At 67.1% G+C, this 12,248-nt stretch carries 17 protein-coding genes; 13 read left to right on the top strand and 4 right to left on the bottom strand.

Annotation, left to right across the window (positions count from 1 at the left end):
* The first annotated feature begins 19 nt into the window (after positions 1–19).
* Positions 20–496: a methylated-DNA--[protein]-cysteine S-methyltransferase gene (locus LZK98_RS01825; protein ID WP_233784647.1), complete on the top strand. Its 477-nt coding sequence runs from the start codon at positions 20–22 to the stop codon at positions 494–496.
* Positions 493–1,185 carry a dienelactone hydrolase family protein gene (locus LZK98_RS01820; protein WP_233784646.1) on the top strand — a complete coding sequence of 231 codons (693 nt, stop codon included), beginning with the start codon at positions 493–495 and terminating at the stop codon, positions 1,183–1,185. The genes LZK98_RS01825 and LZK98_RS01820 overlap by 4 nt, the downstream gene beginning before the upstream one ends.
* Before the next feature lie 4 nt (positions 1,186–1,189).
* On the opposite strand, the gene LZK98_RS01815 is transcribed toward LZK98_RS01820, so the two are convergent.
* The 4 genes from LZK98_RS01815 to hemE all read right to left on the bottom strand — a co-directional run bounded on the left by LZK98_RS01815 (position 1,190) and on the right by hemE (position 4,820).
* A complete protein-coding gene (locus tag LZK98_RS01815) occupies positions 1,190–1,840 on the bottom strand; it encodes a TerC family protein (protein ID WP_233784645.1) in 651 nt (216 codons plus the stop codon).
* A gap of 152 nt (positions 1,841–1,992) precedes the next feature.
* Positions 1,993–3,249 (bottom strand): transcription termination factor Rho, encoded by a 1,257-nt coding sequence (rho, locus tag LZK98_RS01810; protein WP_233784644.1) that lies wholly within the window; start codon positions 3,247–3,249, stop codon positions 1,993–1,995.
* A 159-nt stretch (positions 3,250–3,408) separates the two neighbouring features.
* The gene (locus tag LZK98_RS01805) at positions 3,409–3,864 is read right to left on the bottom strand and encodes a CopD family protein (RefSeq protein WP_233784643.1); all 456 of its coding nucleotides are present in this window, start codon (positions 3,862–3,864) and stop codon (positions 3,409–3,411) included.
* Positions 3,861–4,820 (bottom strand): uroporphyrinogen decarboxylase, encoded by a 960-nt coding sequence (hemE, locus tag LZK98_RS01800; RefSeq protein ID WP_233786675.1) that lies wholly within the window; start codon positions 4,818–4,820, stop codon positions 3,861–3,863. The genes LZK98_RS01805 and hemE overlap by 4 nt, the downstream gene beginning before the upstream one ends.
* Positions 4,821–5,193: 373 nt before the next feature.
* On the opposite strand from hemE, the gene LZK98_RS01795 reads away from it, so the two are divergent.
* From LZK98_RS01795 to LZK98_RS01745, 11 genes are all read left to right on the top strand, one after another.
* Positions 5,194–6,015 (top strand): pyruvate, water dikinase regulatory protein, encoded by an 822-nt coding sequence (locus LZK98_RS01795; RefSeq protein ID WP_233784642.1) that lies wholly within the window; start codon positions 5,194–5,196, stop codon positions 6,013–6,015.
* On the top strand, positions 6,012–6,602 hold the full coding sequence (locus LZK98_RS01790) for a Maf family protein (RefSeq protein ID WP_233784641.1): 591 nt from the start codon (positions 6,012–6,014) through the stop codon (positions 6,600–6,602). Before LZK98_RS01795 ends, LZK98_RS01790 begins: the two co-directional genes overlap by 4 nt.
* Positions 6,599–7,411, top strand: a complete 813-nt coding sequence (locus tag LZK98_RS01785) for a shikimate dehydrogenase family protein (protein WP_233784640.1) — start codon at positions 6,599–6,601, stop codon at positions 7,409–7,411. Before LZK98_RS01790 ends, LZK98_RS01785 begins: the two co-directional genes overlap by 4 nt.
* On the top strand, positions 7,408–8,001 hold the full coding sequence (gene coaE, locus LZK98_RS01780; protein ID WP_233784639.1) for a dephospho-CoA kinase: 594 nt from the start codon (positions 7,408–7,410) through the stop codon (positions 7,999–8,001). The genes LZK98_RS01785 and coaE overlap by 4 nt, the downstream gene beginning before the upstream one ends.
* A gap of 8 nt (positions 8,002–8,009) precedes the next feature.
* Entirely contained in the window at positions 8,010–8,696 is a 687-nt protein-coding gene (dnaQ, locus tag LZK98_RS01775; RefSeq protein WP_233784638.1) for a DNA polymerase III subunit epsilon, read from the top strand.
* 58 nt (positions 8,697–8,754) lie between these two features.
* Positions 8,755–9,336: a ribosome hibernation-promoting factor, HPF/YfiA family gene (hpf, locus tag LZK98_RS01770; RefSeq protein ID WP_233784637.1), complete on the top strand. Its 582-nt coding sequence runs from the start codon at positions 8,755–8,757 to the stop codon at positions 9,334–9,336.
* 23 nt (positions 9,337–9,359) lie between these two features.
* The gene (locus LZK98_RS01765) at positions 9,360–9,827 is read left to right on the top strand and encodes a PTS sugar transporter subunit IIA (RefSeq protein ID WP_233784636.1); all 468 of its coding nucleotides are present in this window, start codon (positions 9,360–9,362) and stop codon (positions 9,825–9,827) included.
* Complete coding sequence (locus tag LZK98_RS01760; RefSeq protein WP_233784635.1) at positions 9,817–10,284, top strand: PaaI family thioesterase; 468 nt, start codon at positions 9,817–9,819, stop codon at positions 10,282–10,284. The genes LZK98_RS01765 and LZK98_RS01760 overlap by 11 nt, the downstream gene beginning before the upstream one ends.
* Positions 10,281–10,619, top strand: coding sequence for a DUF1491 family protein (locus tag LZK98_RS01755; RefSeq protein ID WP_233784634.1), 339 nt, complete (start codon positions 10,281–10,283; stop codon positions 10,617–10,619). Before LZK98_RS01760 ends, LZK98_RS01755 begins: the two co-directional genes overlap by 4 nt.
* A 219-nt stretch (positions 10,620–10,838) precedes the next feature.
* A complete protein-coding gene (locus LZK98_RS01750) occupies positions 10,839–11,474 on the top strand; it encodes a cell wall hydrolase (protein WP_233784633.1) in 636 nt (211 codons plus the stop codon).
* Positions 11,475–11,621: 147 nt separating this feature from the next.
* Positions 11,622–12,116, top strand: coding sequence for an MmcB family DNA repair protein (locus LZK98_RS01745; RefSeq protein ID WP_233784632.1), 495 nt, complete (start codon positions 11,622–11,624; stop codon positions 12,114–12,116).
* Positions 12,117–12,248 lie beyond the last annotated feature (132 nt).

The raw sequence follows: 12,248 nt of genomic DNA, 5'->3' as shown, positions 1-12,248 counted from the left end.
CCCCGTGTTAACCTCAGCCATGCCTTATGCGCGCGACACAGCCCTGATCGCAACGCCCGTCGGTACCATACGGATCGAAGGAGATGCGACCATCATTCACCGCATCGCGATCGAGCGCGATCGCTCGCCTCCGTCGCGAGCGCACGCGCCGGCGGTCGTTGCCGCGGCCGAGCAGCTCGAGGCGTGGTTCGATGGTGCGCTGCAGCAATTCACCTTGCCACTCGAACCCGCAAAAACCACGCGAGGACAAGAACTTAGGGGTGGACTGATCGCCATCGGTTACGGCGAGACGATGAGCTATGGCGCGCTCGCTCGCCGGCTCGATTCAGGCCCGCGCGCCATCGGGCAGCTCTGCTCGCGCAATCCCTTTCCGATCGTCGTCCCCTGCCACCGCGTGCTTGGCGCGGACGGGCTCGGCCATTATTCGGCGGGCGAGGGACTCGCCACCAAACGGTGGCTGCTCGACCACGAAGCCAGGCACGGGAGACTCATATGACGCTGACGATCGAAGCACTCGACGGCCAGGGCAGCTTCTCCGCCTATGTCGCCCGCCCGACCCGCGAGCCGCGCGCGGCGATCGTGGTCATCCAGGAGATTTTCGGGGTGAATCCGGGCATCCGCCAGAAGTGCGACAAGCTCGCCGCCGACGGCTATCTCGCGGTGGCGCCCGACCTGTTCTGGCGGCTGCAACCCGGCATCGAGCTCGATCCCGATGTACCCGAGCAATTCCAACAGGCGCTCGACTGGATGGGCAGGTTCGACCAGGACGCCGGCATCCGCGACATCGAGGCGACGATCCGCGCCGCCCGCGCCGAGATCGGCGGCGGCAAGGTCGGCTGCGTCGGCTACTGCCTGGGTGGCCGGCTCGCCTATATGACCGCGGCGCGCACCGACGTGGACGCCAGCGTCGGCTATTATGCGGTCGGCATCGACAATCTCCTCGGCGAGAAGCACGCGATCGCGCATCCGCTGCTCCTGCATATCGCCGGCGCCGACCATTTCGTGTCGCCCGAGGTGCAGCGGAAGATGCACGAGGGGCTCGACGCCCATCCCAAGGTCACGCTGGTCGACTATCCGGGCGAAGACCACGGCTTCGCGACCGAGATGGGCAAGCGCCGCTCGCCCGACTCCGCCGTGCGCGCCGATGCGGTGACGCGGCAGTTCTTCGCCGACAATCTCGGCTGACGCGTTAGCTGAACAGCCTCAGCACTCCGACCTGGTGGTCGGTCCAGCCCTCGTAGATCATCTTGAAGGCGACGTAGAGGATCACCGCCAAGCCGATATAGGCGATCCAGCGGTAGCGCTCGATGTATTTGGCGATGACGTTGGCGGCGATGCCCATCAGCGCGACCGAGAGCAGCAGGCCGACGATCAGGATGCCCGGATGCTCGCGCGCGGCACCGGCAACGGCAAGGACGTTGTCGAGGCTCATCGACACGTCGGCGACCGCGACCGCCCAGGCAGCGGCGGCGAAGCTCTTGGCGGGCTTCAGATTGCCGAGTTCCTCGTCGTGATTCACGTCCTGCCGGATCTCGCGCCACATCTTCCATGACACCCACAGCAGCAGCAGGCCGCCGGCAAAGATCAGGCCGATGATCTGCATGAGCTGCGTCACCGCCAGCGCGAAGATGATGCGCAGCACCAGCGCGGCGATGATGCCGATCAGGATCACCTGCTTGCGCTGATTGGCGGGAAGACCAGCGGCGAGCGCGCCGACGACGATGGCGTTGTCGCCCGCCAGCATCACGTCGATCGCCAGGACCTGCAGGAACGCGCTCAGCGCGCTCGGGCTGGTGATGTTGGCGAAGTCGTTGACGATATGCTGCCAGAGCTCGGTCATGCCGGCGGGCTTAGCGGGTTAGCCGGCGAGGGCAAAGGGATTCAGCACCCGTCAGGGCGTGGGCAAAGCCCACGCCGTCGGCCGGAGCCTTGCTCCGCCGGCCGAGCCGGTGCGAGTCCGGAATTAGCGCCGCTAATTCCGGCCGCACTCGGCTACTGATTCATCGAATCGAAGAAATCCTCGTTGGTCTTGGAGTCCTTCATCTTGTCGAGCAGGAACTCCATCGCGTCGACCGTGCCCATCTGCATGAGAATACGGCGCAGCACCCACATCTTCGACAGCTTGTCCTTCGGGACGAGCAGCTCTTCCTTGCGGGTGCCGGACTTGCCGACGTCCATCGCCGGGAAGATGCGCTTGTCGGCGACCTTGCGGTCGAGCACGATCTCGGAGTTGCCGGTGCCCTTGAACTCCTCGAAGATCACCTCGTCCATGCGGCTGCCGGTGTCGATCAGCGCGGTGGCGATGATCGAGAGCGAGCCGCCCTCCTCGATGTTGCGGGCGGCGCCGAAGAAACGCTTCGGCCGCTGCAGGGCGTTGGCGTCGACGCCGCCGGTCAGCACCTTGCCCGAGCTCGGCACCACGGTGTTGTAGGCGCGGCCGAGGCGGGTGATCGAATCGAGCAGGATCACCACGTCCTTCTTGTGCTCGACCAGGCGCTTGGCCTTCTCGATCACCATTTCCGCCACCTGGACGTGACGCGTCGCCGGCTCGTCGAAGGTCGAGGAGACGACCTCGCCGCGCACCGAGCGCTGCATGTCGGTGACTTCCTCGGGCCGCTCGTCGATCAGCAGCACGATCAGGAAGACCTCGGGATGATTGTCGGTGATCGCCTTGGCGATGTTCTGCAGCATCACCGTCTTGCCGACGCGGGGCGGCGCGACGATCAGCGTGCGCTGGCCCTTGCCCTGCGGCGAGACGATGTCGATGACGCGCGCCGACTTGTCCTTTTGGGTCGGATCGAGCTGGTCGAGCGTCAGCTTCTGCTCGGGATAGAGCGGCGTCAGATTGTCGAAGTTGACGCGGTGGCGCACCGCATCGGGATCGTCGAAGTTGACCGAGACCAGCTTGGTCAGCGCGAAATAGCGCTCGCCGTCCTTAGGCCCGCGGATCTCGCCCTCGACCGTGTCGCCGGTGCGCAGGCCGAACTTGCGGACCTGGTTGGGCGAGACATAGATGTCGTCGGGGCCGGCGAGATAGTTCGCCTCGGGGCTGCGCAGGAAGCCGAAGCCGTCGGGCAGCACCTCGATCGTGCCGAGACCCATGATCTGCTCGCCGTTCTCGGCCTGGACCTTGAGGATCGCGAACATCAGGTCCTGCTTGCGCAGGGTCGATGCGCCCTCGATACCGAGTTCTTCGGCCATGCTGACCAGCTCGGCGGGGGATTTCTTCTTGAGGTCCTTGAGATGCATTTCGGGCGTCCGGTGGGTGGATCGAAGGGAGGTCTGCAGGCGCTGAACGGCTGGGAAGGTGCGAACGCGCTGGCGATGGAGGGAGGGATGCCGAGCCCGCTGGAGCGGTGTCCCGACACAGAAGTGAGTTAGGTGCGGCTCAAGCCCAAGTCAAGGCGCTCAGAAGGGGCGGACGATCACCAGAATGACGATCAGCGTGACGGCGAGCGCCGGAATCTCGTTGATCATCCGCAGCGTCCGCGTCGCGAGCGTGGCTTGGCCGCGCGCGAGCTTCTTCGCATAGGCGACCGCCCAGCCGTGATAGCCCGAAAGCAGCACCACCAGCAGCAGCTTGGCATGGAGCCAGCCGAGATTCGGCGCGCCGTCGAACAGGCCGAGGTTGGTAGCCAGCATCACGCCGAGCACCCACACCAGGATCATCGACGGCGTCAGGATCATCCGCCGGAGCTTGGCTTCGCGCTCGACCCATTTCGCCGCTTCCCCGGGGTTTCCGAGCGCGTCCTGGTGATGGACCAGATAGCGCGGCAGCATGAACAGCCCGGCCATCCAGAAGATCACGAAAATGACATGCGCCGCTTTGACCCAGAGATAGGTGCTGCCGAGCCAATTGCTCATGCCGTCCTCCGTACGCGGGCCAGCAGTTGCTCGACATGCGCGATTGGCGTGTCGGGCAGGATGCCATGGCCGAGGTTGAACACATGCGGCCGATCCTCGAAGGCCGCAAGGATCCGATCGATCGCATCGTCGAGCGGCGCGCCGCCGGCGATCAGCGCGAGCGGGTCGAGATTGCCCTGCACCGGCAACCCCGCGGGCAGGCCGGTGGCTGCCCACAACGGATCGACCGTCTCGTCGATGCCGATCGCATCGACGCCGGTCTCGCGCGCATAGGCCGGGAGCTTGCCGCCGGCGCCCTTGGGGAAGCCGATGATCGCGACGTCGGGGCAGCGCGTGCGGAGTTCCGAGACGATCCGGGCGGTGGGACCGATCACCCAGGTCTCGAACTGCGCAGGAGAAAGGCTGCCCGCCCAGCTGTCGAACAATTGCACCGCCTCGACGCCCGCGGCGACCTGACCCTCGAGATAGTCGAGCGTCACTGCGACAATGCGGTCGACCAGCGCCGCCATCAGCCCGGGATCGGCATAGGCGAGCCGGCGCGCCTCGGCCTGCTCGCGGCTGCCCTGGCCGGCGATCATATAGGTCGACACCGTCCACGGTGCCCCTGCGAAACCGAGGAAAGTGGTAGCTGGATCGAGCGCAGCCTTCACCCGGCGCACCGTCTCATAGACCGGATCGAGCCGCTGCGGGACCGGTGCCAGCTCATCGATCGTGCTGCGGCCGATCGTGGGGGCAAGCCGCGGGCCCTCGCCCGTCTCGAACCACAGATCCTGCCCGAGCGCCCACGGCACCATGAGGATGTCGGAGAACAGGATCGCACCGTCGAAGCCGAAGCGGCGGATCGGCTGGAGCGTGACCTCGGCCGCCGCGGCGCTGTCGGTCACCAGCTCGAGAAAGCCGCCCTTCTTTTCCCTCAGCGCGCGATATTCGGGCAGATAGCGCCCGGCCTGGCGCATCAGCCATGTCGGAGGGATTGCCTGCCGCTCCCCCTTCAGCGTCGCCAGCAGCGGCTTCGTCTCGTACACGCTCACTGGCGTCGCCTACCTCTATGAAAAGAAGAATCTAAGGGTTGTTGAAGGTTGTTGGCGGGTGGATGGCCGGGATTAGGCGAGCATCCCGCATCTGCCAACAGCTTGACGATGCGATTCATCGCGGCGCTGTCGGGAGTCGGGCATCGGCATCCCCGCTATCCACAGCCTGTGGGGCAAATCGGGCGCTGTCGGCGGGGCTGTGGATTGTCATGGACGAATCGATCGGAATCACCTCGCTTGGCGCATGGACGGGGTTGCGCTAGCGCTCGTCCCCATGTTTTCCACAGGTCTGTCCTGAATGCGGCTCCATCTGCACCTCCTGTCGGATTCGACCGGCGAGACGCTGGAGAACATCGCCAAGGCGGCGCTCGCCCAATATGACGACGTCGAGACGCAGCGCCATTTCTGGCCGATGGTGAGAAGCGAGGCGCACCTCGAGCGCATCCTGCAGGAGATCGCGCAGAATCCCGGCCTGGTGCTGTTCACGCTGGTGAACCATGCGATCCGCGAGACGCTGGAGAGCCGGTGCCGGGCGATGGGGCTGCCGGCGGTGGCGCCGCTCGACGGGGTCAACGACGCGCTGTCGGCGATGCTGGGGCAGGAGGCGAAGGCACGGCCCGGCCGGCAGCACATGCTCGACGCCGCCTATTTCGCGCGTGTCGACGCGATCCAGTTCACCATCGCCCATGACGACGGCATCGCGCCGGAGGATTGGGAAGAGGCGGACATCGTGCTGGTCGGGGTCTCGCGATCGTCGAAGACGCCGACGTCGATCTATCTCGCCAATCGCGGCTACAAGGCCGCCAACGTGCCGATCGTCGTCGAATCGCCGCCGCCGTCCGAACTGTTCGCGCTCAGGAATCCGCTGATCGTCGGCCTCACCACGAGCGCCGACCGGCTGGTGCAGATCCGGCGCAACCGCCTGCTCTCGCTCAACCAGAAGACCGAGACAGCCTATGTCGAGCAGGAAGCGGTGGCCAAGGAGGTCGCCTATGCCCGCCGCATGTTCGCCGACAACGGCTGGCCGGTGATCGACGTCACCCGCCGCTCGATCGAGGAGACGGCCGCGGCGATCATCGGCCTCGTCAACGACCGCAACCTGCCGAAGGTGGAGACATGAGATTGATCCTGGCGTCCGGCAGCGCGTCGCGCCGGGCGATGCTGGAGGCGGCGGGGGTGCCGTTCATGGCGGTGCCGCCCAACGTCGACGAAGCTGCGGCCAAGGCGGGGCTCGCCGGCGTGAGCGCGCGCGACACTGCCGATGCACTCGCCGAATTGAAGGCGCGCAAAGTGTCGATGAACGAGCCCGGCGCGCTCGTGCTCGGCAGTGATTCGATCGTCGAGCTTGCCGACGGCGCGATCCTCGACAAGCCGGCAACGCGCGCCGAGGCCGAAAGCCATCTAAGGCTCTTGTCGGGTAAGCGCCACAAGATCCACAGCGCCGCGGTGATCGCCGAAGGCGGCCGGCCGGTGTGGCGCGAGGTCGATACCGCGACATTGTTCGTGCGGCCGTTGAGCGATGCTTTCCTGCAGACCTATCTCGATGCCGAATGGCCGGCGATCGCCGGCTGCGTGGGCTGCTTCCGGATCGAGGGACTGGGTGCCCAGCTCTTCGCTCGCATCGATGGAAGCCACTTCACCGTGCTCGGCCTGCCGCTGCTGCCGGTGCTCGATTATCTGCGGGTGAGAGGCGTGTTGACGTCATGACGCGAGCCTATGCCGAGGTGATCGGCGATCCGATCGTCCAGTCCAAGTCGCCGGTGATCCATGGCTTCTGGCTCGATGCGCTCGGCATCGATGCCGAATATCGCAAGACGCTGGTCGCGCCGGACGGTCTCGCCGCCTATTTCGCCGAGCGCCGTGCCGATCCGGCCTGGCGGGGGTGCAACATCACGCTGCCGCATAAGATCGCCGCGCTCGATCATGTCGAGGATCGCGGCGGCATCCGCCAGTCGATCGGCGCGATCAACTGCGTGCTGCGCGACGGCGATGCCCTTATCGGCACCAATACCGATGCCGGCGGGTTCGCCGCGCCGATCTCGGGGCTCGACCTCGCCGGCCAGCACGTGACGGTGATCGGCGCAGGCGGCGCAGCGCGGGCGGTGCTGTTTGCACTGGCGCGGCTGGAGGTCGACCGCGTCACGCTGATGAACCGCACGCCGCTCAAGGCCGCCGGCCTGCTCGCGCAATTCGGACTCAAGGGCGATGTGGTGCCGCTCACTGCGCCGCTCGCGCCGACCAGCGCGCTGCTGGTCAACACCAGCGCGCTCGGCATGACCGGCCATCCTCCGCTGGAGATCGATCTCTCGCCGCTGTCCGAGGAGGCGGTGGTCTATGACATCGTCTATTCACCGCTGGAGACGCCGCTGCTGGCACAGGCACGCGCGCGCGAGCTGGATACCGTCGACGGCCTGCAGATGCTGGTGGGGCAGGCGGCGCTCGCGTTCGAGCTGCTGTTCGATGCCGAGCCCCCTCGCGAGCGCGACGACGAGCTGCGCGCGCTGCTGACGGCATGATCAAGCTGGGCCTCACCGGCTCGATCGGCATGGGCAAGTCGACGGTGGCGGCGATGTTCGCCGACGAAGGCGTGCCCGTGTTCGACGCCGACGCCGTGGTTCACCAGCTGCAGGGTCCGGGCGGGCGCATCCTGCCGGCGATCGAGGCACACTTTCCCGGCACCACCGGGCCGGCGGGGGTGGACCGGCCAGCGCTCGGCGCGGCGGTGTTCGGCAGGCCGGACGAGATGCGGGCGCTGGAGGCGATCGTCCATCCGGCGGTGCGGGAGGAGCGTGCGGCGTTCCTCAACGCCCATGCCGATGCGCCGCTCGTCGTGCTCGACATCCCGCTGCTGTTCGAGACTCAGGGTGAGGCTCAGGTCGACAAGGTCGCGGTGGTCTCCGCCCCGCCCGAGGTCCAGCGTGAACGCGTGCTAGCCCGGCCCGGCATGACCGAGGACCGATTCGCCGCGATCCTCGCCAAGCAGATGCCCGACGCCGAAAAGCGCGCCCGCGCCGATTTCGTCATCCCGACCGGCGGACCGCAGGATGAGACGCGCGCCGTCGTGCGCTGCGTGATCGCTTGCCTGATGCCGCAGTCGGGAGGATAAGGGGCCATATGCGCGAGATCGTGTTCGACACCGAGACCACCGGCCTCAGCTTCGCCGGTGGCGACCGGCTGGTCGAGATCGGCTGCGTGGAGCTGATCAACAAGGTCGAGACCGGCCGCACCTTCCACGCCTATATCAATCCCGAGCGCGCGATGGCGGCCGAAGCGCAGGCGGTGCACGGCCTAAGTGACGCCTTCCTCGCGGACAAGCCGGTGTTCGCCTCGCTGGTCGGCGAGCTGCTGGAGTTCCTCGGCGACGCGCCGCTGGTCGCGCACAACGCCGGGTTCGACTTCAGCTTCCTGAACGGCGAGCTCGGCCGCTGCGGCCATCCCGAAGTGTGCCGCACGCGGATGATCGACACGCTGGTGCTAGCGCGGACGAAGCATCCGGGCGCCAAACACACGCTCGACGCCCTCTGCACGCGTTACGGCATCGATCGCAGCCACCGTGTGCTCCACGGGGCGCTGCTCGACGCGCAGCTGCTCGCGCAGGTCTATGTCGAGCTGTCCGGCGGACGGCAGATCGGGCTGGGCCTCGCGGTCGATGTCGAGACGGTGGAGGTCGCGGCGCCGGTGACGCGCGCCGTGGTGCGGCCGGCGCGGCCGCACGCCGCCAGCGAGGAAGAACTTGCGCGCCACGCCGAGTTCCTGACGACGGTCAAGGAACCGTTATGGGGGTCTCCGGCGTTGGGATGAGTCCGCCGGGGGGGGCGCGCGTCCTTTGCGCCATCCCCAATTTTGAAAGGAGGAAGCGATGGATATCCGGGTCTCTGGCCATCAGGTCGAAACCGGCAACGCGCTCAAGCGCCATGTTGCGGAGCGGCTCCAGGGAATCGCGGACAAATATTTCTCGCGCGCGCTCTCGGCCCAGGTGACCTTCGGCAAGGGGCCGCACGACCATCGCTTCACCTGCGACATCGTCGCGCATGTCATGCAGGGGCTGATCCTCAAGGGCAGCAACGACGGCCAGGACGCGCACGGCGCGTTCGAGGGCGCCGCCGACAAGATCGAGAAGCAGCTGCGACGCTACATGCGCCGGCTCAAGGACCGCAATGCCGGGGAGGCGGTCGCGGTCCAGGAGAGTCAGGCGTATGACAACGCCGGCTATACCGTCTTCAACGCGGGCGGCGAGGAAGACGTCGCCGAGGCCCCGCTGATCATCGCCGAGACCCGCGTCGACGTGCCGAGCGCGAGCGTGTCCGACGCGGTGATGATGCTCGACCTCAGGAACACCAACGCGCTGCTCTTCACCAACAGCGGCACCGGCAGCCTCAACATGGTCTATCGCCGCGGGGACGGGACGATCGGCTGGGTCGAGCCCAACCGCGCCGACTGAGCCCATCTGCCGAAAGATCATCGATGAACGACATTACCGACCTGCTCGGCCCCGACGCCGTGTTCGCGGACATGGCCGTCGGCAGCAAGCGCGCGCTGTTCACCGCGCTCGGCGCCGCTACGGCGAAGCTCTGGGGGATGGACGCCAAGCTGATCGTCGACCGGCTGGCGGCGCGCGAGAAGCTCGGCACCACCGGTTTCGGCGGCGGTATTGCCGTGCCGCACGCGCGAATCGAAGGACTGAGTGGCGTGCGCGGGCTGTTCGCCCGTTTGTCGCGGCCGATCGAGTTCGCGGCGGTCGACGATCTGCCGGTAGACTTGGTGTTCATGCTGCTGTCGCCGGCCGGCGCCGGCGCCGAGCATCTGAAGGCGCTGGCGCGCATCTCGCGGCGGATGCGCGACCGGGCGCTCGCCGACAAGCTGCGCGGCGCGGCATCGCCCGACGCGATCTACGCCCTGCTCACCGGTATCGAAGCCCGCGATGCCGCCTGAGGGGCCGACTCCGCCTGCCGGTGCGGAGGCGCATTTCCGCGCGCTCGAATCGCTTTACGACGCGGCGCCGATCAACCGGCTGTTCGATTCGCGGATGGAGATCGTCGCGCCGGGCGAGGCGCGGATTCATTTCACCGTCGCGGAAAGCTTCTTCCATGCCGCGGGGGCGCTCCACGGCACCGCCTATTTCAAGATGCTCGACGATGCCGCCTTCTACGCGGCGAACAGCCTGGTCAGCGACCGTTTCCTGCTCACCACCGCCTTCAACCTGCTGTTCACCAAGCCGCTCCGGGCCGGACCGGTCGTCGCCGAAGGCCGCTGGGTGAGCGGACAGCGGCGGGTGCTGATTGCCGAGGCGCGACTGGTCGACGCCTCGGGCGAGGAAGCGGCGCGGGGGACCGGCACTTTCATGCGCTCGAATATCCCGCTGGCGGGGCTGCCTGGTTATCACGCGTGATCGAACGTCTGCCGAGTGGTCTCTTGGCCAAGGCGCTGATCCGCCGAGTCCATGATGCCGGCGGCAGCGCGATGGTGCTCGCGCGGGGCGACGATCAGGCCGGGGCGCTGCTGGTGCTGCTGCTCGAAAGGGGGAGCGAGCCGCGTTTCGTCGAGCGCGGAATCGGCCCCGATGGTCGTACCGCACTCATCCGAACGGGCCCGCGCGAGGAGGATGCGGAGGCGATCGCCGCCTATTGGCGCCGCCGAGTCGAGCGCGATCCCGATTTGTGGGTAATCGAACTGGATATCCCGGAAGGAGAACGATTCGTCGCTGAAACGATCGCGTTGAATTGACTTTGCTGCGCCGCGGAATGACCTACCGGTGTCATTATGTTCGCGTTGTGCCGTTCGAAGTGCGATTTCGGCCGGTGACGCAGTCGGGGGGTATCCCGATCCGTATCGAACCCGCCTTATCGAAGAGCGGGGAAGCCGCCGGATCGTGTGCCAACCGCACTTGATCGTTGTTGAATGTCGTTCGTTGCCCGCGCCGCAATTCCTGCGGCCGTTTTTCTCGTGAGCGCCGTGTTCGTCGGCACCTCGGCGCCCGGCTTCGCCCAGAAGCTCGATTCCGCGCCGCTCACTACGCTCAACGCCATCACCCTTCCCCAGGTTCCGCCCGCTCCGGCGCCCCAGGCCGCCGTTGAGCCGACCGCGACGGTTCAGACCGTTCAGCCGCAGCCTGCGATGATCCAGGCGATTCCGGCCGAGAACGAGCAGCAGCCTGTCCAGGCTGAGGACGATTTCGATTCGCTTGCCGATGCCGTCGCTGCGCAGAACACCGCGCTCGACGACGATCGCGAGCTCCAGTGCCTCGCCTCCGGCGTCTATTTCGAATCGAAGGGCGAGCCGCTCGCCGGCCAGCTGGCGGTCGCCGAGACCATCCTCAACCGCACCCGCTCGGGCCGTTTCCCCACGTCGGTGTGCTCGGTGCTGACCCAGCGCGGCCAGTTCTCGTTCGTGCGCGGCGGCTATGTGCCGACCGGCAAGGGCAAGGCATGGCAGACCGCGGTGGCGGTCGCCAAGGTCGCGCAGCGCGACCTGTGGGATTCGGCTGCCGGCAGTGCGCTTTATTTCCATGCGCGGCGGGTCTCGCCCGGCTGGCGGCTGTCGAAGGTCGCCGCGATCGGCAACCACGTCTTCTATCGCTGAGTCGTTTATCTAGGCGGCACCGGCCCGCTCCCCCACCCGGCCACCCAACGGCAGTATCTTATGGGTGGCCGGGTGGGGGAGCGGGCCGGTGCCGTCTTACGGCGCACGAGCGCTTTCCAGCGTTCCCATGATGTTCTAGGAAGGGGCATGGCCAGCGCCGTGCCCCTTTCCGATTCTGCGGCCCCTCTCGTCGCTGCCGACGTCGCGCGCGGGGTGTGCCGGATGCTGCTTCGTCACGATATCGTCGCGATCGCGGAGGTGCCGCTCGACGGCGGGCGCCGTGCCGACCTGATGGCGCTGGATGCCAAGGGCGGGCTGGTGATCGTCGAGATCAAGGTATCGCGGGCCGACCTGCTCGGCGACGCCAAATGGACCGACTATCTGGGGCATTGTGACCGCTTCTACTGGGCGGTGCCGGAGGGTTTCGATGCGAGTCCGCTCGACGGCCCCGCATTCCTGCCCGAGCGTTCGGGGGTGATCGTCGCCGACCGCTATGACGCGGCGATCGTGCGCGAGGCGGCGACGGTGGCGCTGCCCGTCCATGCCCGCCGCCGCTGCACGCTCGCGCTCGCAAGACGTGCGGCGCGGCGGGTGATCGGGCTCATGGATCCGGACGCGTTCGGCGATCTCGGGGGGTATTAGAGTCGGATTCGGCCAGTTGTAGTTGTTCCCCGGCGAAGGCCGGGGCCCAGTATCGAACCGCTCGCAGCGGGGCCCCGGCCTTCGCCGGGGAACAGCTGCTTCAAGCCGGATGGATCAAACTCTGGCCCTCAC

It is taken from the genome of Sphingomonas cannabina, from assembly GCF_021391395.1.
Lineage (GTDB): Bacteria > Pseudomonadota > Alphaproteobacteria > Sphingomonadales > Sphingomonadaceae > Sphingomonas > Sphingomonas cannabina.
The sequence above is the reverse complement of the archived record's forward strand: the minus strand, read 5'-3'. Positions and strand labels throughout refer to the sequence as shown.

Bases quoted from the DNA above. Each gene is read 5' to 3' on its own strand.
- LZK98_RS01820 (WP_233784646.1), top strand. From the start codon at position 493: ATGACGCTGACGATCGAAGCACTCGACGGCCAGGGCAGCTTCTCCGCC.
- LZK98_RS01825 (WP_233784647.1), top strand. From the start codon at position 20: ATGCCTTATGCGCGCGACACAGCCCTGATCGCAACGCCCGTCGGTACC.
- LZK98_RS01760 (WP_233784635.1), top strand. From the start codon at position 9,817: ATGCCGCCTGAGGGGCCGACTCCGCCTGCCGGTGCGGAGGCGCATTTC.
- hpf (WP_233784637.1), top strand. From the start codon at position 8,755: ATGGATATCCGGGTCTCTGGCCATCAGGTCGAAACCGGCAACGCGCTC.
- LZK98_RS01805 (WP_233784643.1), bottom strand. From the start codon at position 3,864: ATGAGCAATTGGCTCGGCAGCACCTATCTCTGGGTCAAAGCGGCGCAT.
- rho (WP_233784644.1), bottom strand. From the start codon at position 3,249: ATGCATCTCAAGGACCTCAAGAAGAAATCCCCCGCCGAGCTGGTCAGC.
- LZK98_RS01815 (WP_233784645.1), bottom strand. From the start codon at position 1,840: ATGACCGAGCTCTGGCAGCATATCGTCAACGACTTCGCCAACATCACC.
- LZK98_RS01790 (WP_233784641.1), top strand. From the start codon at position 6,012: ATGAGATTGATCCTGGCGTCCGGCAGCGCGTCGCGCCGGGCGATGCTG.
- dnaQ (WP_233784638.1), top strand. From the start codon at position 8,010: ATGCGCGAGATCGTGTTCGACACCGAGACCACCGGCCTCAGCTTCGCC.
- LZK98_RS01795 (WP_233784642.1), top strand. From the start codon at position 5,194: ATGCGGCTCCATCTGCACCTCCTGTCGGATTCGACCGGCGAGACGCTG.
- hemE (WP_233786675.1), bottom strand. From the start codon at position 4,820: ATGCGCCAGGCCGGGCGCTATCTGCCCGAATATCGCGCGCTGAGGGAA.
- LZK98_RS01785 (WP_233784640.1), top strand. From the start codon at position 6,599: ATGACGCGAGCCTATGCCGAGGTGATCGGCGATCCGATCGTCCAGTCC.
- coaE (WP_233784639.1), top strand. From the start codon at position 7,408: ATGATCAAGCTGGGCCTCACCGGCTCGATCGGCATGGGCAAGTCGACG.
- LZK98_RS01765 (WP_233784636.1), top strand. From the start codon at position 9,360: ATGAACGACATTACCGACCTGCTCGGCCCCGACGCCGTGTTCGCGGAC.
- LZK98_RS01745 (WP_233784632.1), top strand. From the start codon at position 11,622: ATGGCCAGCGCCGTGCCCCTTTCCGATTCTGCGGCCCCTCTCGTCGCT.